The sequence below is a fragment of the Pseudonocardia sp. NPDC049154 genome, assembly GCF_040648315.1.
Taxonomy (GTDB): domain Bacteria; phylum Actinomycetota; class Actinomycetes; order Mycobacteriales; family Pseudonocardiaceae; genus Pseudonocardia.
Genome location: NZ_JBEZDN010000041.1, coordinates 1 through 24,760 on the forward strand (window position 1 = coordinate 1; position 24,760 = coordinate 24,760).

The 24,760-nt window shown below is 72.3% G+C and carries 28 protein-coding genes and 2 pseudogenes; 20 read left to right on the forward strand and 10 right to left on the reverse strand.

What is annotated here, in order from left to right:
- Positions 1-185, forward strand: a pseudogene (locus AB0B41_RS20245) (glucose-6-phosphate dehydrogenase); the annotation flags it as partial.
- A 459-nt stretch (positions 186-644) separates the two neighbouring features.
- On the opposite strand, the gene AB0B41_RS20250 reads toward AB0B41_RS20245, so the two are convergent.
- From AB0B41_RS20250 to AB0B41_RS20275, 6 genes are all read right to left on the reverse strand, one after another.
- A complete protein-coding gene (locus AB0B41_RS20250; protein ID WP_358205388.1) occupies positions 645-1,862 on the reverse strand; it encodes a SpoIIE family protein phosphatase in 1,218 nt (405 codons plus the stop codon).
- A complete protein-coding gene (locus AB0B41_RS20255) occupies positions 1,862-2,734 on the reverse strand; it encodes an alpha/beta hydrolase (RefSeq protein ID WP_358205390.1) in 873 nt (290 codons plus the stop codon). The genes AB0B41_RS20250 and AB0B41_RS20255 overlap by 1 nt, the downstream gene beginning before the upstream one ends.
- A 174-nt stretch (positions 2,735-2,908) precedes the next feature.
- Complete coding sequence (locus tag AB0B41_RS20260; RefSeq protein WP_358205392.1) at positions 2,909-3,853, reverse strand: manganese catalase family protein; 945 nt, start codon at positions 3,851-3,853, stop codon at positions 2,909-2,911.
- 19 nt (positions 3,854-3,872) lie between these two features.
- The gene (gene tal / locus AB0B41_RS20265; RefSeq protein ID WP_358205395.1) at positions 3,873-4,988 is read right to left on the reverse strand and encodes a transaldolase; all 1,116 of its coding nucleotides are present in this window, start codon (positions 4,986-4,988) and stop codon (positions 3,873-3,875) included.
- Entirely contained in the window at positions 4,985-5,449 is a 465-nt protein-coding gene (locus tag AB0B41_RS20270; RefSeq protein WP_358205397.1) for a DUF4383 domain-containing protein, read from the reverse strand. Before AB0B41_RS20270 ends, tal begins: the two co-directional genes overlap by 4 nt.
- 75 nt (positions 5,450-5,524) lie before the next feature.
- Positions 5,525-6,094, reverse strand: a complete 570-nt coding sequence (locus tag AB0B41_RS20275; protein ID WP_358205400.1) for a hypothetical protein — start codon at positions 6,092-6,094, stop codon at positions 5,525-5,527.
- A 687-nt stretch (positions 6,095-6,781) separates the two neighbouring features.
- Here AB0B41_RS20275 and AB0B41_RS20280 point away from each other — a divergent pair.
- The 3 genes and pseudogenes from AB0B41_RS20280 to AB0B41_RS20290 all read left to right on the forward strand — a co-directional run.
- The gene (locus AB0B41_RS20280; RefSeq protein WP_358205402.1) at positions 6,782-6,940 is read left to right on the forward strand and encodes an ANTAR domain-containing protein; all 159 of its coding nucleotides are present in this window, start codon (positions 6,782-6,784) and stop codon (positions 6,938-6,940) included.
- 67 nt (positions 6,941-7,007) lie between these two features.
- A complete protein-coding gene (locus tag AB0B41_RS20285) occupies positions 7,008-7,139 on the forward strand; it encodes a hypothetical protein (RefSeq protein ID WP_358205405.1) in 132 nt (43 codons plus the stop codon).
- Positions 7,136-7,537 (forward strand): annotated as a pseudogene (locus AB0B41_RS20290) (DUF4383 domain-containing protein); the annotation flags it as partial. The gene AB0B41_RS20285 and the pseudogene AB0B41_RS20290, both read left to right, overlap by 4 nt.
- Positions 7,538-7,697: 160 nt before the next feature.
- Here the strand turns inward: AB0B41_RS20290 and idi are convergent.
- Entirely contained in the window at positions 7,698-8,252 is a 555-nt protein-coding gene (idi, locus tag AB0B41_RS20295) for an isopentenyl-diphosphate Delta-isomerase (RefSeq protein WP_358205407.1), read from the reverse strand.
- Positions 8,253-8,615: 363 nt separating this feature from the next.
- Here idi and AB0B41_RS20300 point away from each other — a divergent pair, with 363 nt between their 5' ends.
- The 7 genes from AB0B41_RS20300 (at position 8,616) to AB0B41_RS20330 (ending at position 13,213) form a co-directional block, all read left to right on the forward strand.
- On the forward strand, positions 8,616-9,587 hold the full coding sequence (locus tag AB0B41_RS20300; protein ID WP_358205409.1) for an acyl-CoA desaturase: 972 nt from the start codon (positions 8,616-8,618) through the stop codon (positions 9,585-9,587).
- A gap of 30 nt (positions 9,588-9,617) precedes the next feature.
- Positions 9,618-10,151: an Asp23/Gls24 family envelope stress response protein gene (locus AB0B41_RS20305; protein WP_358205411.1), complete on the forward strand. Its 534-nt coding sequence runs from the start codon at positions 9,618-9,620 to the stop codon at positions 10,149-10,151.
- Positions 10,152-10,284: 133 nt separating this feature from the next.
- Entirely contained in the window at positions 10,285-10,473 is a 189-nt protein-coding gene (locus AB0B41_RS20310) for a hypothetical protein (RefSeq protein ID WP_358205414.1), read from the forward strand.
- Positions 10,470-10,871 carry an Asp23/Gls24 family envelope stress response protein gene (locus AB0B41_RS20315; protein ID WP_358205416.1) on the forward strand — a complete coding sequence of 134 codons (402 nt, stop codon included), beginning with the start codon at positions 10,470-10,472 and terminating at the stop codon, positions 10,869-10,871. Before AB0B41_RS20310 ends, AB0B41_RS20315 begins: the two co-directional genes overlap by 4 nt.
- A gap of 46 nt (positions 10,872-10,917) precedes the next feature.
- The gene (locus tag AB0B41_RS20320) at positions 10,918-11,505 is read left to right on the forward strand and encodes an alkaline shock response membrane anchor protein AmaP (protein WP_358205418.1); all 588 of its coding nucleotides are present in this window, start codon (positions 10,918-10,920) and stop codon (positions 11,503-11,505) included.
- A 146-nt stretch (positions 11,506-11,651) separates the two neighbouring features.
- The gene (locus AB0B41_RS20325; protein WP_358205421.1) at positions 11,652-12,410 is read left to right on the forward strand and encodes a GAF and ANTAR domain-containing protein; all 759 of its coding nucleotides are present in this window, start codon (positions 11,652-11,654) and stop codon (positions 12,408-12,410) included.
- Positions 12,411-12,412: 2 nt separating this feature from the next.
- Positions 12,413-13,213 (forward strand): GAF and ANTAR domain-containing protein, encoded by an 801-nt coding sequence (locus AB0B41_RS20330; RefSeq protein ID WP_358205424.1) that lies wholly within the window; start codon positions 12,413-12,415, stop codon positions 13,211-13,213.
- A gap of 82 nt (positions 13,214-13,295) precedes the next feature.
- Here AB0B41_RS20330 and AB0B41_RS20335 read toward each other — a convergent pair whose 3' ends face one another.
- Positions 13,296-13,691: an HPF/RaiA family ribosome-associated protein gene (locus AB0B41_RS20335; RefSeq protein WP_358205426.1), complete on the reverse strand. Its 396-nt coding sequence runs from the start codon at positions 13,689-13,691 to the stop codon at positions 13,296-13,298.
- A gap of 376 nt (positions 13,692-14,067) precedes the next feature.
- Here AB0B41_RS20335 and AB0B41_RS20340 point away from each other — a divergent pair, with 376 nt between their 5' ends.
- On the forward strand, positions 14,068-14,241 hold the full coding sequence (locus AB0B41_RS20340) for a hypothetical protein (protein ID WP_358205428.1): 174 nt from the start codon (positions 14,068-14,070) through the stop codon (positions 14,239-14,241).
- A 190-nt stretch (positions 14,242-14,431) separates the two neighbouring features.
- Entirely contained in the window at positions 14,432-15,481 is a 1,050-nt protein-coding gene (locus tag AB0B41_RS20345) for a sigma-70 family RNA polymerase sigma factor (RefSeq protein WP_358205430.1), read from the forward strand.
- A 198-nt stretch (positions 15,482-15,679) separates the two neighbouring features.
- Here the strand turns inward: AB0B41_RS20345 and AB0B41_RS20350 are convergent, their stop codons facing one another.
- Positions 15,680-16,117: an ATP-binding protein gene (locus AB0B41_RS20350; protein ID WP_358205433.1), complete on the reverse strand. Its 438-nt coding sequence runs from the start codon at positions 16,115-16,117 to the stop codon at positions 15,680-15,682.
- 327 nt (positions 16,118-16,444) lie between these two features.
- On the opposite strand from AB0B41_RS20350, the gene AB0B41_RS20355 reads away from it, so the two are divergent.
- The 5 genes from AB0B41_RS20355 to AB0B41_RS20375 all read left to right on the forward strand — a co-directional run bounded on the left by AB0B41_RS20355 (position 16,445) and on the right by AB0B41_RS20375 (position 21,409).
- A complete protein-coding gene (locus AB0B41_RS20355; protein ID WP_358205435.1) occupies positions 16,445-17,674 on the forward strand; it encodes an FAD-dependent monooxygenase in 1,230 nt (409 codons plus the stop codon).
- 80 nt (positions 17,675-17,754) lie between these two features.
- On the forward strand, positions 17,755-17,925 hold the full coding sequence (locus AB0B41_RS20360) for a hypothetical protein (RefSeq protein WP_358205437.1): 171 nt from the start codon (positions 17,755-17,757) through the stop codon (positions 17,923-17,925).
- A 63-nt stretch (positions 17,926-17,988) separates the two neighbouring features.
- On the forward strand, positions 17,989-20,745 hold the full coding sequence (locus AB0B41_RS20365; RefSeq protein WP_358205440.1) for a LuxR C-terminal-related transcriptional regulator: 2,757 nt from the start codon (positions 17,989-17,991) through the stop codon (positions 20,743-20,745).
- Between the two features lie 107 nt (positions 20,746-20,852).
- Positions 20,853-21,179, forward strand: a complete 327-nt coding sequence (locus AB0B41_RS20370) for a WhiB family transcriptional regulator (RefSeq protein WP_358205442.1) — start codon at positions 20,853-20,855, stop codon at positions 21,177-21,179.
- Positions 21,176-21,409 (forward strand): hypothetical protein, encoded by a 234-nt coding sequence (locus tag AB0B41_RS20375; protein ID WP_358205444.1) that lies wholly within the window; start codon positions 21,176-21,178, stop codon positions 21,407-21,409. The genes AB0B41_RS20370 and AB0B41_RS20375 overlap by 4 nt, the downstream gene beginning before the upstream one ends.
- Positions 21,410-21,477: 68 nt before the next feature.
- Here the strand turns inward: AB0B41_RS20375 and AB0B41_RS20380 are convergent, their stop codons facing one another.
- The gene (locus tag AB0B41_RS20380; protein WP_358205446.1) at positions 21,478-22,095 is read right to left on the reverse strand and encodes a TetR/AcrR family transcriptional regulator; all 618 of its coding nucleotides are present in this window, start codon (positions 22,093-22,095) and stop codon (positions 21,478-21,480) included.
- Between the two features lie 124 nt (positions 22,096-22,219).
- On the opposite strand from AB0B41_RS20380, the gene AB0B41_RS20385 reads away from it, so the two are divergent.
- Both AB0B41_RS20385 and AB0B41_RS20390 read left to right on the forward strand, forming a co-directional pair.
- Complete coding sequence (locus tag AB0B41_RS20385) at positions 22,220-23,773, forward strand: long-chain fatty acid--CoA ligase (protein ID WP_358205449.1); 1,554 nt, start codon at positions 22,220-22,222, stop codon at positions 23,771-23,773.
- Entirely contained in the window at positions 23,770-24,759 is a 990-nt protein-coding gene (locus AB0B41_RS20390; RefSeq protein ID WP_358205451.1) for an LLM class flavin-dependent oxidoreductase, read from the forward strand. The genes AB0B41_RS20385 and AB0B41_RS20390 overlap by 4 nt, the downstream gene beginning before the upstream one ends.
- Position 24,760: the final 1 nt, after the last annotated feature.

The window sequence follows — 24,760 nt, forward strand, 5'->3', positions numbered from 1 at the left end:
CGGCCCTGGACGGCAACCGGATCCTGTTCGCCCGGCAGGACACCGTCGAGGCCGCCTGGCGGGTGGTCGACCCGATCCTCGGCGACGTCGTGCCCCTGCAGCGCTACCAGCGCGGCACCTGGGGGCCCAAGGAGGCCGACGACCTGCTGCCCGAGGGGGACTCCTGGCACGACCCCGTTCGTTGACGGCCGCTCATCCATTCGGTCCGCGTCCTGCTGCGGGTCGGGGGCAGGTCGCCAACCGGGCCGCACTGCAGTACGGCGACGCGGTCGTCGCCGCACGGGCCGGTGCCCTCGCACGGTTGCGGGAGCTCGTCGAGGCGGCCGACGCGAGCCTCGCCGGTCGCGATCACGAGCGCCTGTTCCAACGCAGCCTGATGATCGGCCCGACCGGCGCCACGGCCGCATTCGACGCCGAGGTGCTGCTCCGCGAGGCGTTGACGCGCTGGGAACCGGCCGGCGAGGTGCGACTCGTGCGCTGGTGCCGAGAGCGGCTGCGGATGCTCGGCCTGCCGGTTTCCCCGCCCGGGGCGGGACGGGACGGTGGTCCCGCCGGCCCTGCGTGCGCTCGGCGTCACCGGCCGCGAGTGGGAGGTCCTGCGCCACGCGCCCCCGCAGGTCTGCCAGACGTTGCGGCAGCGCGTGTCAGGCGGGAACCCCCAACGCCAGGATCGCGACGTCGTCCTCGAGGCCCTCGCCGAGGCTGACAAGGAAGGTGGTGACGGCCTGGACCAGTGCTTCGGGCGCAACGGGTCCGAGGCTCGTCACGAGTTCCAGCAGGCCGTCCTCGTCCATCCGGCCGTGTCGTGAGGCGTACGGCGCCGGCCCGGTGTCGGCGACCGCGGCAGCGTCGGGGGGCAGGCGGGCCTCGGTGAGACCGTCGGTGTAGAGCAGCATGGTGTCCCCGGGGTGCAGGAGGACCGTGGTGCGGCCGAAGGAGGGGTCGCGGATGAGCCCGACGGGCTGGCCGTGGTCGACGTCGACGAGACCGGTGGCGCCGTCGGCGCGCACGAGAACCGGGGCCGGGTGTCCACCGCTGGCCAGGTCGAGGGCAAAGGTCCGGTCCGCCGTCCGGGAGAGTGTCGCGTTGTGGACGGTGCAGAAGCGGCGCAGGGCGCCGTCGCCGGCGTTCTGCATCAGGACCGAGTGCAGGGACCGCAGACCGGAGACGGGATCGGGGTCGTGGGCGGCAGCCGCGCGCAGCGTGTAGCGGGCCAGCGAGGTGAGCACGGCGGCGTCGGCGCCCTTGCCGCACACGTCGCCGAGGAACAGGCCCCACCGGCTCCCGACGAGGGGGAAGAGGTCGTAGAAGTCTCCGCCGACCTGGTCGGGCGACGCGCTGTGGTAGGCCGCGGCGGCCGCGAGGCCGGGCACCGCGGGGAGGGCCGGCGGGAGCAGCGTCTGCTGCAGGGTGGCGGCGAGGGTCTGGCTGACGGCGCGTTCCTGCTCGGCCTCGTGACGAGCCCTGAGCAGTTCGTCCTCGTAGGCCCGGCGCGGGCCGGCGTCGTACACCACGACCCGGACCTCTCCGGCCGGGTCGTCCACGTCCGTGACGGCGGTGATCAGGACGGGCCGCCGCCGGCCACCGGCCGCACGCAGCTCGGCGGCGATGCCCTCCGCCCGGCCCCGGCCCATGAGGAGCGGGGCGACGTGGGTCTCGTAGTAGATCCGCCCGCCCACCGAGAGCAGGTCGGCGAAGCGCACCCGGTGCTCGACGGCGTCCCGGTCCCGGCCCACCCAGCCGAGCAGGGTGGCGTTGACGTGCAGCACGGTGCCGCCCGGATCCAGGACCAGCAGCCCGCAGGGCGCCAGATCGGCGAAGGTCCCCGGGAAGGCCGCCGGCTCGCGCGGCGCGCCGGTCATCAGGCGACGGCGACCAGGTCGGAGAACACGAAGTCGAGCAGCGCGCGGGCGGTGACCTCGGGTGAGCTCATGTGGGGGCAGTGGCCGGTGGTGTCCAGGACCACCAGGCGGCTCCCGGCCATCTGGCGGTGGACGTACCGGCCGACCTCCGGCGGGGCTATGGAGTCCTGGGCACTCTGGACGACCAGGCTCGGTGTCGTGACCTTCGCGAGATCGGACCGGTTGTCGGCCAGGAACGTCGCTCGCGCGAACACCGCGGCGACCTGCGGATCTGCCCGGCAGAAGCTGTCGGAGAGCTCTCGGGCGAGCTCGGGCTGCCCGGGAGCGCCCATGATCACCGGCGCCATCGTGGCGGACCAGCCGAGGTAGTTGCTGTCCAGGGCGGTGAGGAGCTCCTCGATGTCGTCGGCGGTGAACCCGCCGTGGTAGTCGCCGTCCTCGAGGTAGTGGGGGGAGGGCGTCAGCAGGGCGAGACCGGCGAACAGCTCCGGTGCGCGGATCGCGGCGAGCACACCGACCGACGCGCTGACCGAGTGTCCGACGTAGACCACCTCACCCAGATCGAGCGCCCGGCAGAGGTTGACGACGTCCGAGGCGTAGGCGTCGAGGCTGCCGTAGCGCTCCGCCGACCACGCCGAGAGGTCCGAGCGGCCGGCGCCCACGTGGTCGAAGAGGACGACCGTGCATCGAGCGGCCAGGTCGTCGAGCACGAACCGCCACATGTTCTGGTCGCAGCCGAAACCGTGGGCCAGGACGACGACCGGACCGTCACGACGACCGGTCACGACGACGTTGTGCCGGCGCCTGATCGTCTCGTACTCGTCCGACGGGACCGGGGCAGTGCGCCCGGGCGCACGGGAGGCTGCTGACATGTCGGCTCTCTCCGGTTCGGCGGACGCGTGGCGGAGTCGCCACGTGCAGTCGCCTCGGTCCGGAGCGACCTCTTCACGGTACTCCGTGCGACGGGCCGTCGAGTGCGAGCGGGAGTGCCCTGCGCCGGGTTTGGATCCAGGGGCACCGGGAGCATCGAGGCCGTCCGTCGAGCGTTAGCTGCCTGCGGGGCGGTCCGCGGTGGCCAGCTCGAGCTCGGCCGTCTGCTGCACGAGTTCGAGCAGTGCGGGATCGAGGCCGGGCGCGAACTCCTCAGGCCGCTCGACGGCGATGTCCTGCGGGAATCCCTCGGGCATCTGCTCGGTGGTCAGCGTGTCGCCCTCCGTGGCCGCGGGTGCCGCGCCGCGGAAGATCTTCCCGGCCTCCGAGAGGTTGTCGAGGTCGAAGGTGTACTGCTTGAGGTGCAGGCCCTGGTCAAGGAGGACCTTCACCTCCGGGAACCGCTCGGCGTCCGTCTTCGGGATCGGCAGGGACCTGCCCCAGTCGATGCCGAGGCTCTCCAGCGCCTTCGCGTAGGCGTTCTCGTGGGCCTGGTCGCGCACGATGAGGTAGGCGATCGTGGCCCGCGCGGTCTTGTTGGCCGTCATCTCGTAGATGCGGCACTTCTGCAGGCGACCCGTGGACTCGAGCATCAGGTTGTAGAGCAGGTCGAGCACGAGGTTGCCGCTGTTGTAGACGTAGGAGCCCGACCACGGGTTCCCGGCGGCGTCCACGGGGAGTGCGCCCTGCGCCCCGACCAGGTAGTGGTGGATGTTGCCCACGCTCAGGGCGTCGGCCAGCGGAGTGTTCCCGCCCTTGCCGGGCTCGTCGACCGGCTTGGTGGCCGAACCCTTGTAGTGAGGGGAACCGTCGGTGAGCCGGGCGATGGTGGTGCCGATGAGTTCGACGTGGCTGATCTCCTCGGTCCCGATGCCCTGCAGGAGGTCGCGGTAGGGCTTCGCGGTGGCGCCGCGGAAGTTCATGCTCTGGAACAGGTACTGCATCATCGTGCGCATCTCGCCGAACTGGCCGCCCAGGCCCTCCTGGAGGGCGTTGGCGGCGGCCGGGTCCGGCTCGTCGGGGACGATCTCGTTGATCAGGCGTTGCACGTGCAGGTACATGGGGTTCCTCTCGGTCGGGTCAGTGCTGGGCGGCGGCGAGTTGCTGCCGCACGGTGTCCTGGAGCTCGAGCCAGGACTTCTCGAAGGCGGCCACGCCGTCGCTCTCGAGGGCGAGGAAGACCTCGGTGAGGTCGATCCCGACCGCCTCCGGCCCGTCGAACACCGCACGGGCGTCGTCGGCGTACCCGGTGACGCGGTCGCCGGTGGTGTCGCCGTGGTCGGCGAAGGCCTGCAGCGTCTTCTCCGGCATCGTGCTGACGGTGCCGGCGACCACCAGCTCGGACACGTACAGCGTGTCGGGGTAGTCGGGGTTCTTGACCCCGATGGAGGCCCACAGTGGACGTTGTGGGGTCGCACCGCGCGCACGCAGCCGCTCCCAGCGCTCGGAGGCGGTGACCGCGTCGAAGGCGGCGTAGGCCAGCCGCGAGTTCGCCACCGCGGCCCTGCCCCGCAGGGCTCGGGCGTCGTCCGTGTCGAGGGCGTCGAGCCTGCGGTCGATCTCGCCGTCGACGCGGGAGACGAAGAACGACGCGACCGAGGCGATCCCGCGCAGGTCGTGGCCGTTGCGCTCGGCCAGGGTGAGTCCGTCGAGGTACGCCTCGGCGACGCGCTCGTAGCGTTCGACGGAGAAGATCAGGGTGACGTTCACGCTGACGCCCTCGGCCAGCACGCGGACGATCGCCGGAATGCCCTGCTCGGTCGCAGGGATCTTCACCAGCAGGTTGGGGCGGTCGACGGACCTCCACAGGTCGATCGCGTCGTCGACGGTCGCGTCGGAGTCGTGGGCGAGGGTCGGGTCGACCTCGAGCGACACCCGGCCGTCGACGCCGCCGCTGTTCTCCCAGGTCCCGCGGAACAGGTCACAGGCCTCCTGCACGTCGGCGACCGTGACGGCGCGGATGGCCGCGTCGACGTCGGCGCCTGCGGACGCGAGCTCGCGGACCTGCGGGTCGTAGGCATCGCCCTGCGACAGGGCGGTCGCGAAGATGGTGGGGTTGGTCGTCACCCCGACCACGCTGCGGTCGCGGATCAGCGCGGCGAGGGTGCCGGAGCGGAGGCGTTCGCGGGAGAGGTCGTCGAGCCAGACCGAGACCCCGGCAGCGGACAGTTCCGCGAGGCGGTCGCGGGTCGTCACCCGATCCCCTCGGATCGGCTCGCGCGGCGTCCGAGGACGAGGGCGAGGGCGACCATCAGGACGGCGAGGCCGAGGTGCAACCAGTTGTCGGCCGAGTTGACCGGCACGACGTTGGCGTCGCTGTCGTGGTCGATCACGAGCCCGTAGATCCAGAGGACCGCATAGACGATGCCGCCGTAGAGCAGGTAGTTGCGGGCGGTGTCGGCGCGGCGGGAGAGGGCCAGCCCGGCGACTCCGAAGGCCAGGTGGACCAGGTTGTGCAGGATCGAGACGGCGAACACCCCGAGCAGGAGGGCGCCGGACTCATGGCCGGCGAACGTCAGCTGGTCGTAGCCGCTGGTGACGCCGGGGACGAAGCCGAGGATGCCGACGAGGAGGAAGACCGCGCCCACGCCGGCGGCGGCGAGGCGCAACGGGCTGCGGCGGTCGGTGTCAGAGGGGGAGGTGGCGGAACTGCTCATCGGTGGTACTCCGATCGGGGTGGGCTCGATCCGCGTGCGGTCGAGCCGGGTGGTGAGGAGGCCGGGGTGGCCGGGTCACGCGGCGGCACGGAGCCACCGGCCGGGAGCGCCGAGGACACCCGCGAGCTGCTGCCCGGGGCGCTGCTGCTCACCGTGCACCGCGGTCAGGACCAGCATGCCGGCGGTCAGGGCGGGGATCACCCACTGGCAGACGTCGAGCTGCTTCTGGGTGGCCGCCACCCCGGGTGGGGTGACCGGGGCCGGGTCGGTGGCGCCCTCGACCGGAACTCCCTCGGCCTTGCGGAGCCGGCTACCGAGCACGCCGCTGTAGGCGGTCGTCCCCAGTGCCGCGGCGGTGAGGGCCAGCTTCGAGACGGTGGACGCCTTGACCCCGGCCTGGGTCCCGACCCGTGTGCGGTTGGCGCTCAGGATGCCGGCGCCGCCGATCAGGTGCGCGGCGATCGCTGCGGCGTTGACGGGGGTCCAGCGGGCCCAGCCGGTGTTCGCGGTCTTCAGCCGTCGTGTCGGGTCGGGCAGGTCGGCGGCGGCGCCGTTCACGGCGACCGCGCCGGCGAGCGAGCCGCCGAACCAGGCGGCGAGGCCGACGTCGTGGAGGCTGCGGAGGACGGTGTTGCGAGAGGACATCGATGATCCCTTGGGTCGAGTGGAGATCTGCGGCGACAGCGGTCGGACTCGGCCGACCCGCTCATGCTCGACGGGATCGGGACGCAGCGGGGCGGTCGGACCCGGACCGGCGTGAGACGGCCAGGAGACGACGAGGCCCCGGTACGCGGGTGGTCGTACGCCACGCCGGGTCCGGGGCATGAAGGTCGAGATCGCGCTGCTCCGCGTCGACGCTAAGCGGGCCGCGGTGGGTGGGCAACTCGGGAGGAGCCGCGCGGATCGACGACCGCCCGAGGAGAAGCGTCGGTGGCGGCGCGCAGAACCGTGCGGAGCAACGAAGGATCGTGCATGGGCCGCGCGGCGCTGTTGCACAACGTGACAACCCCGGGATGCCCCTGCTCGTGATCGATACACCGAAAGCGCGCGGTGGGACTCGTCACCACCACTGGGGCGCCGCGATTCCCGCGGAACGATCGGGCGACCGGCGCCGGTGGCCGGGTTGCGGCGCCCTGGCACCGAGCCTACGTTCATCGTGAATCACAGTGCTCCGCTTACGCCCCGGACCTCGGTGTAGCTCAGGCTCAGTCATCGCGGTGACCCGGGGCTTCTTCGTGCGTCGGCGCGGGGTCGAAGGTTCCCCGACCCGTCGCCGGTGTGGCATCGGGAGCCCGCGTCCACCTCGACCCGCCACGGCTTCGCCGGGGCGGCGTGAGACGTCGCTCCGCCGCCAGCTCGCCGATCGAGGAGGGCCAGGCGTTCGAGTTGCTCCGGCGCACCTCGCAGCACTTCGACGTCGAGCTGCGTGACGTCGCAACCACAGTCATCGAGGAGGGCCGGATGCCCGTCGACACGCGCCGACCGGAGTGACGGCGGTGTCGAGCCGGCGCGACGACAGGCACACCGTCCCCCCGCTCCCCACTCGAGGAGAAGCACCATGACCACCACCGATACCGGCACCACGCACGTCGCCGCCCTGTCCGTCGAGGTCCCCGGGACCACGGGGCAGGACCCCGGCACGCCACGGGGCGGCTCAGCGGCGCCCCGATCGGCCCGGGTGGTCCGATGAGCCGCCATCTCGCCGGCCGGCGCCCCTCGTGGGGCGACTCGTTCCGCCATCTCGACGCCCTGCACCGGGTGGGTGGGCTCGTGCTCGGCCTCGGCCTCGGCGCCTTCGGGATCGTCGGCATCGTCAACCGGATCGGGATGTTCTCCACGCGCGGACAGGTCGTGCTGGGACTGTCGTCCAACAGGTTGCTGTCGATCATCTCGCTCGTCGTGGGTGCGATCCTGATCGTGGCCGCGATCCGCGGCGGCCGGTTGTCCTCGACGGTCATCGTCGTCGTGGGGATCACGTTCATGCTGGTCGGGATCGGCAGCGTCCTCGTGCTCGACTCCGATCTCAACGTCCTCGCGTTCGGGATGCCGAACGTGATCTTCAGTCTGGTCGCGGGCGGGATGCTCCTGATCCTGGGTGCCTACGGGCGGTTCACCGGCCGGCTCCCGGACGACAACCCGTACCGAGCCGTGACGGAACGCCACGGGTGGCCGTCTCGGTCCGGAGCGACATGCTCACGGTCTCTCGGAACGCGGTCCGGCGGGACCGCTGTGGCCCGGCGGCGTCCGCTCAGCGAAGGGCGGAACCCACTGCGAGCTCCACCTGCCCGGAGGCGGCCAGGAGCGGGACCTGCAGCCGGGCCCAGGGCGACAGGACCGAGTCGGGGGACGCGGCCTCCTCCAGTAGGTGGCCCCAGGACCACCACTGCCAGGTCTCGACCTCGTCGGGCCGGGCGAGCGGCACGTCCTCTATCCGGCAGACCAGCACGGGGCAGAGTTCGTTCTCCTCGATGCCGCCCGACGAGGCCCGGTAGGTGAAGTCGGGCAGCACGAGGTGCACGTCGACCGGAGGTACGCCGAGTTCGTAGGGCAGCCGGCGACGCACGGCGTCATCGGGGGACTCTCCCGGGGCGGGATGGCCGCAGCAGGTGTTCGACCAGACCAGGGGGAAGGTCCGTTTGAGACGTGAGCGCTGGGTGACCAGCACCCGTCCGGCGGCGTCGAAGCCGTAGCAGGAGAAGCCGAGATGGCGTGGCGTGTCGGCACCGTGCACGGTCTGCTTGTCGGCGGTGCCGACGGCGCGACCGTCCGGATCGACCAGGACGACCTGCTCGTCGGCGATCACGCGTCGCCTCTGCAGGCCTGGTCGTGGGCCCGGGCGGAGCCGGGTGGACGGGAGCGGGTGGGTGTGCGCACTGGCATGGTCGGCCCCTTGCGTGGATCGGGAACGGATCGTGGTCAACCACGCCGGGGTCCGGGGCGCAGGGCGGACGAAATCGGGGCCCGACGGTAGGCCCGTGTGCCGGGGTGGGCAACTCGGACGGCCCGTCCGCCCGATGCTTGGGCACTCCGTTCGTGGGTAACCTTGTCTCGACGCCCGTGTCCTCCGGCCCGCTTCGCGGAGGGGCGCCCGTCTCCGCTCCTGACCTCGGCGGTTTCCACCACGACGCATCCGCGCCGTGCGCGACACCGATCGAGAAGAGCACCCATGACCGCAGACCCCATCACCACCGACCGGACCCCGGCTCCTCCGGCAGCCGCCGCCGGCACCCCGGCCAAGCCCGTCCTCTCAGGGCGCGAGTCGCGCAGCCGGGCGGGTCTGGTCTACGCCTTCACCATCCTGCCCATGCTGGCGCTGGTCGGAGCCGTGCCGCTGGCCTGGGGCTGGGGACTGTCGTGGCTCGACGTCGGGCTCGCCGTCGGCTTCTACTTCCTCTCCGGGTTCGGTGTCACCGTCGGGTTCCACCGCTACTTCACCCACCGCGGGTTCGCGGCCCGTCCCCCGCTGCGCAACGGGCTCGCCATCGCCGGGAGTCTCGCGATGCAGGGTGACGTCATCGGCTGGGTCGCCGACCACCGCCGGCACCACGCGTTCACCGACAAGGAGGGCGACCCGCACTCCCCGTGGCTCTACGGGACCACGCCCCTCGCGCTGGCCAGGGGGTTCTTCCACGCTCACCTCGGCTGGCTGTTCGACCGGGACCACACCAACGCCGACCGATTCGCGCCCGACCTGCTCGCCGACCGCGACATCGTCCGGATCAGCGCCCTGTTCCCGTTGTGGACGGTGCTCAGCCTGCTCACCCCGGCCCTGATCGGCGGCCTGGCGACGATGTCCTGGTGGGGCGCGTTCACGGCGTTCTTCTGGGCGGGGCTGGTCCGCGTCGCGGTCCTGCACCACGTCACCTGGTCCATCAACTCGATCTGCCACATGGTCGGCACCCGCCCCTGGGACGGATCCGGCAGGGCGACGAACGTGTGGCCGCTCGCGGTCCTGTCCATGGGCGAGTCCTGGCACAACCTGCACCACGCGGACCCGACCTGCGCGCGGCACGGCATCGCCCGCGGCCAGGTCGATCCGACCGCCCGCGTGATCTGGGCGCTCGAGCGGCTCGGCTGGGTCGACGCCGTCCGCTGGCCGACCGCGCGCCGCCTCGCCCGGCTCCGCCGCCGGACCTGAGCACCACCAGTCGCCACCGGGAGGACCTCCATGACGACACCGACCACTTCGAACAGCACCCCGACCGGCACCAACAGCTCCACGACGCCCGCACCCCGCACCTCGACCGGGCCGGCCGGGAACACCAGCGGCACGGCCCTGGCCACGAGCCAGGGCAACACACACATCGCGGAGACCGTCGTCTCCAAGGTCGCGGGCCTCGCCGCCCGGGAGATCAACGGCGTCCACATGCTCGGCGGTGGCGCCGCCCGTGCGTTCGGCGCGATCCGGGAGCGGATCCCGGGCGGCACCACCAACGCGAGCCAGGGCGTCACCGTCGAGGTGGGGGAGACCCAGGCCGCGGTCGACCTGGAGCTGGTCGTCGAGTACGGCGTGGCGATCGTCGAGCTGGCCAAGGCCGTGCGGGGCAACGTGATCACCTCGTTGGAGCGGATGACCGGGTTGGAGGTGGTGGAGGTCAACATCAGCGTCAACGACGTCCACCTGCCCTCCGACGACGACGGTGGCAGCGACGGAGGGAGCGCTCCGGACCGCGCCGAGCCGCGGGAACCGCGCGTCCAGTGACCGCGGGCCCCCTCGACCGGGCCGCGCCGCCCGTGGCGCACGCCGACGGCGTGGAGATCCACATCACCGGTCACCCGGCGCCTGCGGGGGACCGTCCAGGCCGTCCCCGGCCCCTCCACGAGGAGAACCCCTCATGAACGCGACCCTTCTCGGGCTGATCACCGGGCTCACCCTCGGCCTCGCCATCGTCTTCGGCGGATCCAGCGCCTTCCTCGTCGTCCTGGTCTGCGGCGCGGTGGGGCTGGCGGTCTGTCGCTACCTGGACGGCCGCCTCGACCTGTCGATGTTCGGCGCGGGATCCTACGACCGGACGCTCCGGTGAGCGCCGCCGTCGACCATGCCGCGCTCGGGGACCTCCAGGACACGGGTGGACCGGGCCGCACACGCGTCGACGACGAGGTGGTGGAGAAGATCGCCGCTCGGGCCGCGGGCGAGGTCGACGACGTCGGTGGGGTGGCGGGCCGGGTCCTCGGGGTGCGGATCGGGGCCGACGAGCCGGCCCGCAGCCCCACCGTCCGGGCCCGGGTCGACGGGACGATCGTGACGCTGCAGGTGACCTTGTCGGTGGCCTATCCGGCCCCCGTCGCCCTCGTGACTCAGCGGGTCCGCGAGCACGTCGTCGAGCGGGTCACGGCGCTGACCGGGCTCCTGCCGCGCCGGGTCGACATCTCCGTCACCGCCCTGCACCGGCCCGTGCGCGCCCGCCGGGAGCTCGCGTGATCCGCAGGCCGCGCCGGGTGACGATCAACCGAGCGAGGAGCATGTGATGGCGACCCCGAACCGGCCCGCACGCCTCAACCGCGCGCTGCTCACCCTCGCGGGGGTGCTCCTCCTGCTCGGCGGCGCCTACGTCCTGCTCCGCGGCACCGGTGTGCTCGCTTCGCTGTCGGCGGGCCAGGCCGCGGCCGACGGTCTCGTCGCGGGCGGTCCGTCCGCGCCGGGGTGGCTGGCGTACGTCGTGATCGCCTTCGCGGCGCTGGTCGGGGTGCTGTGTCTGCTGTGGCTCGCGGCCCAGATCGGACGGCGACTGCCGGGCAGCGAACCCTGGCACCTGCCGACCGAGGACGCAGGCGGGTCGACGGTGCTCGACGCGGACGCGGCAGCGACCGCGGTCGCCGACGAGATCGAGGCCTATCCCGGCGTGCGCCGGACGCGGGCGGCGATCACCGGCTCCCGCCTCCGGCCGCGGCTGCATCTCACCGTCACCACGGAGGAGGACGCGCCGGTCACGGAGCTGCGGCAGCGCATCGCGACCGAAGCCCTCCCGCGCCTGCGGGGCGCCCTCGAGATCGAGGAGCTGCCCACCGAGATCCTCGTCCGCCTGGGCGAGACCACCGGCCGGCGCACGGCCTGAGCCGCACTGCACGCGATCCCGTGGACCGGTATGCTCGCCTCACCGTCGGTGTCCGGCCAGGTCCTCGTCGCGATCCCCTGACGATGGCGAGGGTGGGAGGCCTGTGAACCGCTCTGAAACGGACCGCGGGAGCACTCTGTGTCGCCGTGACTGAGCTCGGCGCGGTCACCACTCGGCTCACGCGCCTGGTCGCGCACGACCTGGACGAGGAACAGCTCGCACGCCGGGTCTGCGAGGCCTGCGTGGAGTACCTCGACGTCGACGGGGCCGCGATCTCGGTCCTGACGGCGGAGGCCTCCCGGCGCACGTTGTGGGCCACCGACGAGACCGCTCTGAGGCTGGAGGAGATCCAGGCCACCCTCAACGAAGGCGCCTGCGTCGAGGCCGCGAGGAGCGGCTCCCCGGTGCTGGTCGGCGACCTCACCGAAGCCGCCGAGCAGGTGCGGTGGCCGGTGTTCGCGTCCGAGGTGGCCGAGCGGACCCCGGTCCGGGCGCTGTTCGCGCTGCCACTGCGGTGGGGGGCGGTGACCATCGGGGTGATGGACCTCTACCGCCTCCGGACGGGCACGTTCCCCCTCGGGCAGTGGCAGGATCTGCTGGCGACGGCCGAGATCGCCGGGCTCCTGCTGCTCGGGGTGCGGACGCGGCCGGGAAACGGCGTCCGCGGCGACGGGAACGGCGCCCTCGTCGTCGACGCCGAGCACGACGGTTGGCTGAGCGACGGCGTGTTCGGGCGACCGGAGATCCACCAGGCCGCCGGGATGGTCCTGGTCCAGCTGGGGATCGGTCCCGAGGAGGCACTGGCCCGGATGCGGGCCCGGGCGTTCGCCGAGCAGCGTCTGCTGATCGACGTGGCGAGGGACGTGGTGGAGCGTCGGCTGGTGTTCACGGAGGAGGCGAGGTAACGATGGGACAGTTCGAGTCACGGGATCCCGAGGCGCGGTCGGCCGCAGGAGGCCGAGAGCAGCAGGTCGCACGGGCGTTCGTCGAGCTCGCGGACACCCTCGTCGACGACTACGACACGATCGACCTCATGGACCGGCTGATCGCGCACAGCATCCAGCTCCTCGCGTCCGACGCGGCCGCGATCATGCTGGTCGACGCGAGCGGCGGCCTGCGCACGGTCGCGGCGTCGAGCGAGGACGCCGAGCTGATGGAGCTCCTGCAGCTGCAGGCGGGCGAGGGTCCCTGCGTGGAGTGCGTGCGGACGTCGTCCGCGGTGACGGTGGACGACCTCTCGGCGACGGACCGGTGGCCCCGGTTCGTGGCCGCGGTGGCCGTGCGCGGGGCGTTCCGGTCCGTGCACGCCCTGCCGCTGCGGTTGCGCGGCGAGGCGATCGGTGCGTTGAACCTGCTGCACCGCAGCCCCGGGCCGCTGCCGGCGGACGACCTGGCACTGGGCCAGGCGTTGGCCGACGTGGCGACCATCGGCATCCTGGCGGAGCGGGCGATCCGCCGCGGTGAGATCGTCGCGGAGCAGCTGCAGAGCGCGCTGAACAGCCGGGTGGTCATCGAACAGGCGAAGGGCGTCATCGCCCAGCATGCCGGTGTGCCCATGGCTCAGGCATTCGAACAGCTGCGGAGCTACTCACGAGGCAACAACCTCCGGTTGGCCGAGGTCGCCCGCGACATCGTGACCCGGCGGCTCGACCCCCGGACGCTGAGCGCGGCCCGCGACATCGCCGAGCGCCGCAGAGGGTCGCGCTGACCACTTTCGTCGGTGCTCAGTCCCCGCCTCGTCGTGTGGTTGCGACGACCTCGGCGACGGTCGTGCCGCGTCCAGGGGACGATCACGCGGTGGTGTCGATCACCGGATCCTGATGCCCGGTGCCCTGCTGCTGCTCAAGGCGCCGGTCGTGATGGCGGTGCAGACGAGTCTCGAGCTTGGCGAGCGCCGCCGCGAGGGCACGCTCGAGCCTCGGCCCGCTGGCGTGGACCCGCACGGTGACCCCCGGCCCGATCCCCGTGATCTCGACGCGGTCGCGCAGCTTCGCCAGACGCGGGTTGGGCTCGCGGAACAGGCCGACCTCGTAGCGCTCCACCCCACCGCTGTAGCGGTGCACGTGCTCCAGACGTTCGACCACGTGGGAACGTTCCTCGGCGGACACGGTGAAGCCGTGACCGAACACCTCGACGGGCTCCGCGCCCTGGTTGCCCTCGTTCGGGATGGTGGGTTCCGACGTCATGTCGGCTCTCCAGCCTCCGCACGGTCGCCCGTCCGGTGTCGGTGTTCACCGGGGACGACGTGGGCCGTGCGCCCATGTGCGTTGTGCCCTCGACGCCACCGACGCTACACCGCCGATCGATCGGCGAAGCGGGTGCGCGCGCGGAACTGCGAGCCGTCGAACGAACCCGACGCGGGGCGATGATCTGTGCGGTGCGGTGCGGTGGCCCACCACCGCCCGGCTCGACCGGCTCGCGAGCCGTCGCCGACCCGTCTCCTCCACGCGAGCACCACCGCCGAACCCGTCTCCGGTTCACCCAGGTACTCGGGCGGGTGGAGACTGGCGCGATGCGGCCGACCGGCACCCTGCCGGGGCGGGCCTGCACGAGGAGTTACCCATGTCCGGTCAGAGCCTCACCGAGCAGGCCCGCGAGGCCGTCCTCGAGGCCATTGTCAAAGCAGCGCCCAAGGTGGGGAACAGTCCCGCAGGCGTCAGGGACCTCGCCGAGGCCTACGCCCTCCTCGAGCGCAATCTGGTGCCTGTTGCCGGTGTGGTACGGAACAAGACCTGAGCCGGCATCTCGGACACGGGACGCCGTCGGCGGGTGGTGAAGGAATTCCCGCGGCTTCGCGCCCTGGGCACCGGTGAGGGTCCGGTCGACAGATACCGTGCGACGACGTAGCGTCGAGAAGGCAGCGGTGCCCGTCTCCAGGCCTCGGACATCCACGAAGCAGCCGAGTCCCGGCACGAGAGGGTTCGCGATGTCGACCCGAACCGCACGGCACGCTGACCCGACGTTGCGACGACCGCGGCGTACCCGCCTTGTCGAGTCCCTCCCGACAGCGGGGAGGGCCGCCGACGACGTCGACCCTCCCCGCGTAGTTCCGCGCGACGAGGAGGGGACAGCCGGGTTGGGGGCGTACCTCGTCCGCATCCGCAGGGTGCCGCTCCTCACCGCGGCCGAGGAGGTCGCGCTCGGCGGCTGCATCGAGACCGGCGTACTGGCAGCGGAGCGACTCCACGCCCTGACGGCCGACGACCGCGACGGCATGCTCGGGCGCGACCTGCGGACGCTGGTTCGTGCGGGTGCTCGCGCCCGCGAAGGTCTGATCACCGCCAATCTACGGTTGGTGGTGTCCATCGCCCGCCGCCACAGCGGCCGTGACGTCCCCCTGCTCGACCTGATCCAGGAAGGCAACATCGGCCTGATGCGCGCGGTCGACAAGTTCGACCACAAGCGCGGGTACAGGTTCTCGACCTACGCCACGTGGTGGATCCGCCAGGCGATCGGACGCGGTCGCGCCGAGCAGGCCCGCACGATCCGCCTTCCGTCGAACAAGGCGGACCTGCTCGTGCGACTTCTCCGTGTCCGGAGCCGCCTCGCCCAGGACCTCGACCGGGAGGCCACGGCCTCCGAGATCGGCACAGCGCTCGACGTCTCGACCGCCGTGGTGGAGCAACTGCTCCAGCACGCCCGCAATCCGATGTCGTTGGACCAACCCCTCGACGAGGAAGGGCCCGACACGTTCGGCGCGCAGCTCGCCGACCCGCACGCGATCGACCCCCTGGCAGCGGCCCTTGCGCAGGCCCGCTCGCGACAGGTCGCCGTCATCCTCGCCGCGCTCCCGGACCGAGAATCCGAGCTCATTCGCCTGCGGTTCGGATTCTTCGACGGCCGTCCCCACACCCTCGAGGAGATCGGCACGCTCCTGGGCGTCAGCAGGGAACGAATCCGCCAGATCGAGGAACGGACGATGGCAAGACTGCGCCGGCCCGAGCGAGTCCGACTCATGCGTGACTATTCTGACTAGCCAGGTGTGGCGTCTTCTCTGATCGTGGCAGCTCAGCATGGAATGACGTCGTCGTGCGGGGAGAACTCGCTATCCCGTCCACGAGTCGGCCGGCTACACCGCCTCAGCCTCTGCCCGCGATGCGCGGCAGTCCGACGCAAAGGATGCACAGCCGTCCGCGATGAGGCGCCCGATGGGATCACGCCGCCCGCCAGCAGCTCAGCCGCGCGCGTCCGGCACCGATCGACTCAACATCACGATCTCGGTGCCCGGCCTTCCGATCCCGCCGCGGCGCAGCCACACCTCGTCCATCAGGCCACTGATCAGATCCAGGCCGAAATGCTCCGGCGGACCGATCGGCTCGACACGCGGCTGCCACCAGCCGTCGTCGACCACCCGGAGCCGGACCCGACGCTGTCCGCCCGCCTCGACCGACTCCACGCTCACCGTCACCACACCGCCGGCGAACCCGACCACCGGATACGCGTGCTCGACGACGTTGGTGACCGCCTCGTTGACCGCGGCCACCAGCTCCGCTGCCCGCCCACCCGGCCAGCCCTGCTCGGCCAACCACCAGCGCAGCTCATCCCGCGCCCGCTTCGGCGTCTCCACAACCGGCGCGAACGACCTCTGCCAGTTCACACTGACTGCCCTCATCCCACGGCCCCGCGCTCGTCTCGGCCCTGATGCCACCGATTCCGGCGCGGCGCGGCGCGGACAACACCACTGTCCGCCTACCCCGGCCCCAGCGGTCCATGCGTGATCGGCCGACGGCTCGCGAAACCGCTCGAGCGGCGCCGGGTCGTGGATCGCTCCCCCGTCCAGCGCCCGCCGGCTCCCGTCCGGGCCGTGGACCCGGTTGAGAATCCGGTCGCGAGGACGGCCAGGACCGGGTCAAGATCGTGGTCCGCCGAGGCCGAGCAGGCGATGATTTTCGGGCCTCGTCGCGGTCTTTCCCTCGACGGGTCGACGAAGGGAGCACCGGTGAGCGGTATCAGGGTGTTGGTGGCGGGGGCGAGCATCGCGGGGCCCGCGCTGGCCCACTGGCTGCGTCGGCGGGGTGCCGACGTGACCGTGGTGGAGCGGGCCCCCGGACTGCGCCCCGGCGGGCAGGCGGTGGACGCGCGCGGGGTGGCCAAGGAGGTCATCCGGCGGATGGGGCTGGACGCGGCGGTGCGCGCGGCCTGCACCGACACCGCCGGTGCGTACACAGTGGACGTGCACGGGAACGTGCTGGAGACCTTCCGCGCGGACGACCACGGCGGCGACGGGTTCATCGCGGACATCGAGATCCTGCGCGGGGACCTGTCCCGGGTGCTCCACGACGACACCCGCGACGGTGTCGAGTACGTCTTCGACGACCGGATCGCCGAGCTCACCCAGGACCCGGACGGGGTCGACGTGGTCTTCGCGGGCGGCGACCGGCGGCGCTTCGACCTGGTGATCGGGGCGGACGGGCTGCACTCGGCGTTGCGCGCGATGGTCTTCGGGCCGCGCGAGCAGTACATCCGCCACCTCGGGCTGGTGCTGGCCTTCTACACCGTGCCCAACGAGTTCGAGCTGGACCGCTGGCTCATCGACTACCAGGACCAGGAGTCCGGGCGCTCCGCCGGCCTGCGGCCGATCGGGGACGCCTCCCGGGCGATGGCCATGTTGTCCTTCCCCGCGGCCGACTTCGACGTCGACCACCGGGACGTCGCGGCCCAGAAGCGCCTGCTGCGCGAGCGGATGGAGGGCCTGGGCTGGCTGACCCCGCGCATCCTCGCGCACCTGGACGACAGTCCGGACTTCTACCTCGACCAGGTCGCCCAGGTGGTGATGGACCGCTGGTCGAGCGGGCGGGTGGGGCTGCTCGGGGACGCGGCGTTCAGCTCCTCGCCGATGTCCGGGCAGGGAACCGGGCTGGCCCTGGTCGGCGCGTACCTCCTGGCCGGGGAGCTGGCGGCCGCCGGGTGGGACCCCGCGGTCGGGTTCGCGGCCTACGAAGCACGGATGCGCCCGTTCGTCGAGGCCAACCAGGAGATCGGCCGGATGCACGTGGACAGCCTCGCGGCCACCGGGCCGGACGCCGGGCCGAGCCCGGAGCCCGACATGGAGGCGCTCATGGAGCTGGTCGAGCGCGCGATCAACGGCATCGAGCTCCCCGACTATGCAGGGGTGCCGGACTCCGGGGCCCCTGCCGGGTCGCCGATCACCTCGTCGGCCAGGTCGTAGGCAACACCTCGGGCGCGAGGAACGCGCAGGATCGAGGGGACCTGACCACCGGTGGCGCGCTCGACCTGCACACCGGCGAGGTGTGGCCGCGATCCGTGCTGGCGGACGGCGCGGACGAGGAGGCCCCGGACCTCGACGACGTCGAACGCTTCCGCTGGCTGGACGGCGATTCGCGCGACGGGTACCGCGACATGGTCGAGTTCACCGACACCGTCCCCGACGACCGCCTCGCCCCTCGTGCGGGCCCTTGACACGGTCGACGGGTCGGCGCACGGTCACGGCGAGGGGAGACCGCTCATGGTGGTGCAGTCCCGGTGACCGGAGCCCGTGGCGTCGGCACGGTGGGCACGGGCGCGGACCGCGACGTGTTGCTGGCCACGAAGCTCCGACCGCCTCCCTTGCGGGAAGGGTTCGTCGCCCGGCCCCGGCTGTCCGTGTCCCTGGCGGATGCGGTGCGCCGCGACCTGGTGGTGGTGTCCGCGCCTGCCGGGTTCGGCAAGTCCAGCGCGATCTCCGAGTGGGCCGCCCGCTGCGGGACGCCGGTTGCGTGGTTGTCGCTGGACGACGCCGACAACGACCCGGTCCGCTTCTGGCGCCACGTCGCGGCCGCGCTGGACGTCGCGCGGCCGGGCATCGCCGAGGCCGTCGCCGCGCGCTCGGGCGGGCTGTCCACGCCGTCGTACCACGCGGCCGTGGCGGCTCTGGTCAACGAGCTCGCCGAGAGCGCCGAGACGGTCGTGCTGGTGCTGGACGACTACCACGTCGTCGACTCGACGGTGGTCCACGCCTCTCTGACCGACCTGCTCCAGCACCTTCCGGGCGCGCTGCGGCTGTTGATAGCCACCCGGGCCGATCCTCCGCTGCCGCTGGCACGGATGCGGGCGCGCGGCCGGCTCGCCGAGCTGCGCGCCGAGGACCTGCGGTTCACCATCGCGGAGTCCGGAGCGCTGCTCGGCGCTGCCACCGCCCGCTCGTTGCCACCCGAGGCGACCGCGGCCCTCGCGGCCCGTACCGAGGGCTGGGCGGCGGGACTCCAGCTCGCCGCGCTGTCGCTGGCGCGCCGGGCGGACGTGGAGCGTTTCGTCGCCGAGTTCTCCGGCAGCAACCGGTTCGTGCTCGACTACCTGACGGAGGAGGTGCTCGACGGCCAACCGGCTGCCGTGCGCGGGTTCCTGTTGGAGACGTCGGTGCTGGAACGGCTGTCGGGGCCGTTGTGCGACGCGGTCCGTGGGCGCGACGACAGCCAGCAGCTGCTCGAGCAGATCGAGCAGGCCAACCTGTTCCTCCACCCGCTCGACGACGTCCGCCGGTGGTGGCGCTATCACCACCTGTTCGCCGACCTGCTCCGCGCCCGGCTGGCTCGCGAGCAGCCCGGCCGCGTCGAGGTCCTGCACCGCGCCGCCGGCGACTGGTACGCCCGTCACCGGCTCGCCGATCAGGCGGTGCACCATCTCCTCGCGATCGGTGACCACGAGCGGGCCGCCGACATCGTCGGCGAGCACGCGCAGGCCCGGCTGCGACGACGGGAAGCGGCGACCCTGTACCGGTGGGCGGCCGCGTTACCGGACGAGCTGCTGCGCCGGCGTCCCCCCTTGTGCGTGACGAAGGCTCTTGCGGCGTTGGTCAGCGGGCACGCCGAGGAGGTCGAACCGCTCCTCGCCGATGTGGAGGGCGGCCCCGACACGGGGGCGGAGCCCGGACCCGGGCTGGGTCCGGTGCCCGCCGTCGTCGCGCTGGTCCGCGCCGAGCTCGCCCTGCGGACGGGCAGCGGCGGGGCAGCGGTCCGGCACGCCCGCGAGGGCCTCACCCTCGTCGACCGCGCCGACGGCTACCTCGAGTACTTCCTCCGCTACGACCTGGCGGCCGGGTTCCTGCTCGAGGGTGCGGCCGACGCCGCCGAACCGCTCCTCGACGAGCTCGCCGTGCACCCGTGGGCCGCGCGCGCCGACCCGTTCTTCGCCGCCCGCACGCTCTCCCTGACCGGCTGGATGCGGGTGGTCCAGGGCCGCCTCGACGAGGCCCTCCGGATCTACCGCAGCGCCCTCGACACGTGGGCCCGGCCGGCCGACCGCACACACCTGCCGGACGCCGGCGTCGCCCATGCGCGCCTGGCCCAGATCTCCTACCTGCGCGGCGAGCTGGACGCGGCGGTCGAGCAGGCCGAGCACGCCGTCGAGCTGTGCCACCGGCTCGGCCGGCCCCGCTGGCAGGTCACCGCGCTGGTCACCGCGGCGCGGGTCCGGCAGGCCCGTGGTGAGTACGACCGGGCGACCCAGGCACTGGACGAGGCGGGAAGGCTCGCGGCCGGGTCAGGTATCGCCGCGCCCATCGCCGCGTCGGTGGGTGTGCAGACGGCCCGGATCGCGCTCGCCCACGGACGGATCGACGAGGTTGCGGACTGGGTGCGGACCCGTGGCCTCGTCCCGGCCGACGAGCCGTACTACCCGCGTGAGCCGGAGTACCTCCTCCTGGCCCGCTTCCTCGTCCGCCGACAGCCGCAGCAGGCCGTCCGGCTGCTCGCTGCGTGGCACGGCCTGGCCGAAGCCCAGCACCGCACGGGTAGCGTCGTCGAGATCCGCGTCCTGCAGGCGCTGGCCTGCGCGGAGCTCGGCGACCCGGCCGGGGCGTCGACGCTCATGGTCGAGGCACTCGCCCTGGCTGCGCCGCACCGTCAGCTGCAGGTGTTCGTCGACGAGGGCGCCGCCGCGGCCGCGCTGCTGCGCGAGCTGCTCGTCGGCCGGCGGCTGGAGCGGCTCGACGGCGGCCGGGCCGTCCCGCAGACCTTCCTGTCCGCCCTGAGCGCGGCGTTCGACCGGAGCGGCCATTCGCTGCTGCCCGCCGCCCGGCGCGGCGCGGTCGCCGCCCCCGGTCTGGTCGAGCCGCTCACCGCCCGGGAGAAGGAGATCCTCTGTCTGCTGGCCGACGGCCGGTCCAACCGTGCCATCGCCGAGGAGTTGGTGATCTCGGTCGACACCGTCAAACGCCACGTCACCCACGTGCTCGACAAGCTCGCCGCCACCAACCGCACGGAGGCGGTCGCCCGGGCACGCGTTCTCGGGCTGCTGTCCTGACCGGGCGGTGGTGGTGCTCGCGAAATGCCACCGTGCGTCCCACCTTCGCGTGATCCCGGCGGCGGCCGGTCCGCCTACCGTCGCCGGGGTCCGGAAGGAGGTGGGCGATGCCCACGTCAGCGACCGTCACCCCACGGAGCGTCCCGGTGGACATCCGACGTCGCCGGCGGGCCGGTCCGGTACGGGCCGGCATTGGTCTGCCGTGCCAGCACGCGAATCCCGACCTGTGGTTCGCCGTCTCGCCCATCGACCTGGAACGGGCGAAGCGGTTGTGCCGGCCCTGCCCGGTCCGCGCGGAGTGCCTGGCCGGGGCGGTGCGCCGGGGGGAGCCGTGGGGGGTCTGGGGCGGCGAGATCATCGACCGCGGCGCGGTGATCGCGCGCAAGCGGGGCCCCGGGCGCCCGCCGCGATCCGCGTTGGCGGACTCGGGATGAGCGGGGCCGACAGGGGGCCGGTGTACGAGATCCGAGTGGGCGCCGTGCTCGACGCCGACTGGTCGGCGTGGCTCGACGGGCTGGTGGCCACCGAAGGTCCGGCGGGGCAGACCGTGCTCACCGGGCCACTGGCGGACCAGGCCGCGTTGCACGGCGCGCTGGCCAGGATCCGTGATCTCGGTGTGCCGCTGCTGTCGGTGCGGCAGCTGGAGCCGCCGTCGACGGGCTAGACCCCGAGCCGGCGCGGGAGCGGGCGACGGACAAGCTGTTCGCCCGTACGCCGGGCCGCGCAGGGCCGTCAGACGAACAGTCGCGGCAGCAGGTCCCGGCAGTTCTCGCGGAGCTCGTCGAGCGCCGTCCCGGAGCCCCCGAGGTGCCGCTGCAGGGCCTGCTGGAACAGCCCGTCGAACATCGCGTAGGCGGCGGAGGGGGAGCAGGTGGGCTCGGCTCCCGACAGCTGGGCGTACGCGCGGACCAGGCGCCAGATCATGTCCTGCAGGCGGCCGTCGATCTCGGCGACGTCGTCCCGGAAGGCCTCCTCGTACAGGGACTGCGCGCGCAGGTCGTACCAGAGCCGGTGCATGAGCGGGGCGTCGGCGAGCGTGGCGGCCAGCCCGTTCCCGCAGGCCGCGGCGAGCTCCGCGGGCGTGGACGCCTCGGCGACGAAGCCCTCGTAGCGCTGCACGCAGGCCTCCTTGTAGCGCTGCACGCAGTAGGTGATCAGGTCGATCTTGTCGGCGAAGTAGTAGTGCAGCAGCCCGTGGGAGAACGTCGTGTTGTCCGCGATCGTGCGCAGGCTGGTGCGCGCGTAGCCGAGTTCTGCCAGGGTCAGCAGCGCCGCGTCGGCGAGCTCGCGTCGGCGGTCCTCGAACTTGTCGACGCGGGACCGCAACCGCACCGCGGCGGAGCTGGGCATGAGGTGACGATACCCATCGAGGGGATTTCCTGACCACTCGTCCAAGAAAATCTTGACAACCGTCCAAGATCGGGCCACGGTCGTCCCTGTCAGCAACGATGCCGACGACGATCGAGGGACGACGATGTCGCTGACCTTCTATCTGGACAAGGGCGCCTCCCTCGATCCCGAGGCGCCCTGCCTGACCCTCGACGGGGCGTCGCTGTCGTACGGCGAGGTCGTCGAGCTCTCCCGTGCGGTCGCGAGGGCACTGCGGCGCTCGGGCGTCCGGCCCGGCGACAAGGTCGGCATCCTCTCCGCCAACGACCCGACCGCGTTCTCGTGCGTCTTCGGCATCGCCCGGGCGGGTGCGGTGTGGTGCCCGATCAACCCGCGCAACGCGGCCGCGGAGAACGCGGAGCTGCTCGACCTGTTCGACTGCTCCACGTTGATCTTCCAGCCGGCCTTCGACGACCTGGTCGCCGCGATCGCCCCGAACCTCTCGAAGCTGACCACGCTCGTCCGCCTCGGCGACGGCGACGGCAGCGCGCAGGCCTTCCACCCCTGGCTCGACGCCGCGCGCGAGGACCCGGACGCCGAGGCCGCGCAGCCCGACGACGTGGTCGCCCTGGTCGGCACCGGTGGCACCACAGGGCGCCCCAAGGGGGTCATGCTCACCGACCGCAACCTCGAGGCGATGTCGGCGATCACGCTGATGAGCTACCCCTTCGAGGGCCGCCCGGTGTACCTGGCCCAGGCCCCGCTGACCCACGCCGCGGGCGTGCTGTGCTTCCCGATCCTCGCCCGCGGCGGCGAGGTCGTGATCATGGCGAAGCCGGACGTCGGACGGTTCCTGGAGCTGATCGAGCGGCACCGGGTCACCCACACCTTCCTGCCGCCGACGCTGATCTACATGGTTCTCGGCCACGCGGCGCTCGACCGCACGGACCTGTCGTCCCTGCAGTGCTTCTGGTACGGCGCGGCGCCGATGTCGGTGGCCAGGCTGGCCGAGGCGCTCGACCGCATCGGGCCGATGGCGCAGCTCTTCGGGCAGTCCGAGGCCCCGATGATGATCTCGACGATGTCGCCGGCCGAGCACCGCCTGCCGGACGGGACGATCGCCACCGCCCGGCTGTCGTCCGCCGGCCGGCCGTCGCCGCTGGTCACGGTGGCGATCCTCGACCAGGAGGGTCGGCCCGTGCCGCGTGGGGAGCGGGGCGAGATCTGCGTCCGGGGCTCGCTGGTGATGGCCGGCTACTACCGGAACCCCGAGGCCACGGCCGAGGCGTCCGCCCACGGTTGGCACCACACCGGCGACATCGGGTTCCTCGACGAGGACGGCTTCCTCCACATCGTCGACCGCGCCAAGGACATGGTCATCACCGGCGGGTTCAACGTCTACTCCGCCGAGGTCGAGCAGGCGCTGATGGCGCACGACGCCGTCCGCGACTGCGCGGTGGTCGGCCTGCCGGACGAGAAGTGGGGCGAGCGGGTCACCGCCGTGATCCAGCTCCAGCCCGCGGCCGAGGTCGACGTCGACGAGCTGGTCGCGTTCGTCAAGCAGCGGATCGGCAGCGTCAAGGCGCCCAAACAGATCGAGATCTGGCCGGACCTCCCGCGCTCCACCATCGGCAAGGTCCTCAAGACAGAGATCCGCACGACACTCACCTCAGTACCGCAAGGAGGCGGAACCCGATGAAGCTCGCCCTCTACCTGCCCAACTTCCGCGACAAGGTGACCGTCAAGGAGCTGGAGGACCTCACCGCGCTCGCCGAGGAGCTCGACTTCGACTCCGTCTGGACGCTCGACCGGATCGTCGTCCCGGAGGCGTCGGACCGACAGGAGCTGCAGTACCCCTTCGGGATGATGGACGGTCTGCCCAAGGCGCTGCCGGTGTCCTCGCGCGGGCAGTGGTTCCAGGGCTACCCGCTGATCCCGTGGCTCGCGGCGAAGACCTCGAAGGTCCGGATCGGCATGAGCATCATCGACACGCCGTTCCGCGCCCCCGGCGTCCTGGCCGCGGAGATGGCCACGATCGACCACCTCTCGAACGGTCGGCTCAACGTCGGCGTCGGATCCGGGTGGATGCCGGAGGAGTTCGCGGCCGCGAGCGCCGCGCACATCTTCCCGAAGCGGCACAAGCACGTGCGCGAGACGATCGAGGTCATGCAGGGCGTCTGGAACAACGAGCTGTTCGAGTACCACGGCGAGTTCGCGGACTTCGACAGCTGCGGGTTCGGGATCAAGCCGCTGCAGGACCCGCTGCCGATCTTCTTCTCCGGCCTCAAGGACCCGGCGCGGGCGGCCAAGCGCGTCAGCAAGTACGACCTCAAGGGCTGGATCGGGATCCAGGACTCGCCCGAGGACATCGCGACCTGGCGCAGCGGCATCGAGCGCGAGCTCGGGGCGATCGGCAGCCAGCGCAAGATCGGCGACCTCGAGATCAGCAGCATGATCTGGACGGTCATCACGGACGTCGACCTGGACGACTCCCCCGCGGGCAAGGTCACGAACCTGCTGGCGGGCAGCGAGCGGCAGATCACCGACAAGCTCAAGGCGTACAAGGAGGCCGGGATGACGATGCCGATGTTCTGGCCGCCGTTCGCGGACGTCCCCGTGTCCAAGACCCTCGACGACCTCAAGCGGATCAAGAACGACATCATGCCGAAGGTCGAGGCCTCCTGAG

What these genes read in the sequence shown, in the direction of transcription:
- AB0B41_RS20250 (WP_358205388.1), bottom strand. Translation starts at nt 1,862, where the DNA reads ATGACCGGCGCGCCGCGCGAGCCGGCGGCCTTCCCGGGGACCTTCGCC.
- AB0B41_RS20255 (WP_358205390.1), bottom strand. Translation starts at nt 2,734, where the DNA reads ATGTCAGCAGCCTCCCGTGCGCCCGGGCGCACTGCCCCGGTCCCGTCG.
- AB0B41_RS20260 (WP_358205392.1), bottom strand. Translation starts at nt 3,853, where the DNA reads ATGTACCTGCACGTGCAACGCCTGATCAACGAGATCGTCCCCGACGAG.
- AB0B41_RS20270 (WP_358205397.1), bottom strand. Translation starts at nt 5,449, where the DNA reads ATGAGCAGTTCCGCCACCTCCCCCTCTGACACCGACCGCCGCAGCCCG.
- AB0B41_RS20275 (WP_358205400.1), bottom strand. Translation starts at nt 6,094, where the DNA reads ATGTCCTCTCGCAACACCGTCCTCCGCAGCCTCCACGACGTCGGCCTC.
- AB0B41_RS20285 (WP_358205405.1), top strand. Translation starts at nt 7,008, where the DNA reads ATGACCACCACCGATACCGGCACCACGCACGTCGCCGCCCTGTCCGTC.
- AB0B41_RS20300 (WP_358205409.1), top strand. Translation starts at nt 8,616, where the DNA reads ATGACCGCAGACCCCATCACCACCGACCGGACCCCGGCTCCTCCGGCA.
- AB0B41_RS20305 (WP_358205411.1), top strand. Translation starts at nt 9,618, where the DNA reads ATGACGACACCGACCACTTCGAACAGCACCCCGACCGGCACCAACAGC.
- AB0B41_RS20310 (WP_358205414.1), top strand. Translation starts at nt 10,285, where the DNA reads ATGAACGCGACCCTTCTCGGGCTGATCACCGGGCTCACCCTCGGCCTC.
- AB0B41_RS20320 (WP_358205418.1), top strand. Translation starts at nt 10,918, where the DNA reads ATGGCGACCCCGAACCGGCCCGCACGCCTCAACCGCGCGCTGCTCACC.
- AB0B41_RS20330 (WP_358205424.1), top strand. Translation starts at nt 12,413, where the DNA reads ATGGGACAGTTCGAGTCACGGGATCCCGAGGCGCGGTCGGCCGCAGGA.
- AB0B41_RS20335 (WP_358205426.1), bottom strand. Translation starts at nt 13,691, where the DNA reads ATGACGTCGGAACCCACCATCCCGAACGAGGGCAACCAGGGCGCGGAG.
- AB0B41_RS20340 (WP_358205428.1), top strand. Translation starts at nt 14,068, where the DNA reads ATGTCCGGTCAGAGCCTCACCGAGCAGGCCCGCGAGGCCGTCCTCGAG.
- AB0B41_RS20345 (WP_358205430.1), top strand. Translation starts at nt 14,432, where the DNA reads ATGTCGACCCGAACCGCACGGCACGCTGACCCGACGTTGCGACGACCG.
- AB0B41_RS20350 (WP_358205433.1), bottom strand. Translation starts at nt 16,117, where the DNA reads ATGAGGGCAGTCAGTGTGAACTGGCAGAGGTCGTTCGCGCCGGTTGTG.
- AB0B41_RS20370 (WP_358205442.1), top strand. Translation starts at nt 20,853, where the DNA reads ATGCCCACGTCAGCGACCGTCACCCCACGGAGCGTCCCGGTGGACATC.
- AB0B41_RS20375 (WP_358205444.1), top strand. Translation starts at nt 21,176, where the DNA reads ATGAGCGGGGCCGACAGGGGGCCGGTGTACGAGATCCGAGTGGGCGCC.
- AB0B41_RS20380 (WP_358205446.1), bottom strand. Translation starts at nt 22,095, where the DNA reads ATGCCCAGCTCCGCCGCGGTGCGGTTGCGGTCCCGCGTCGACAAGTTC.
- AB0B41_RS20385 (WP_358205449.1), top strand. Translation starts at nt 22,220, where the DNA reads ATGTCGCTGACCTTCTATCTGGACAAGGGCGCCTCCCTCGATCCCGAG.
- AB0B41_RS20390 (WP_358205451.1), top strand. Translation starts at nt 23,770, where the DNA reads ATGAAGCTCGCCCTCTACCTGCCCAACTTCCGCGACAAGGTGACCGTC.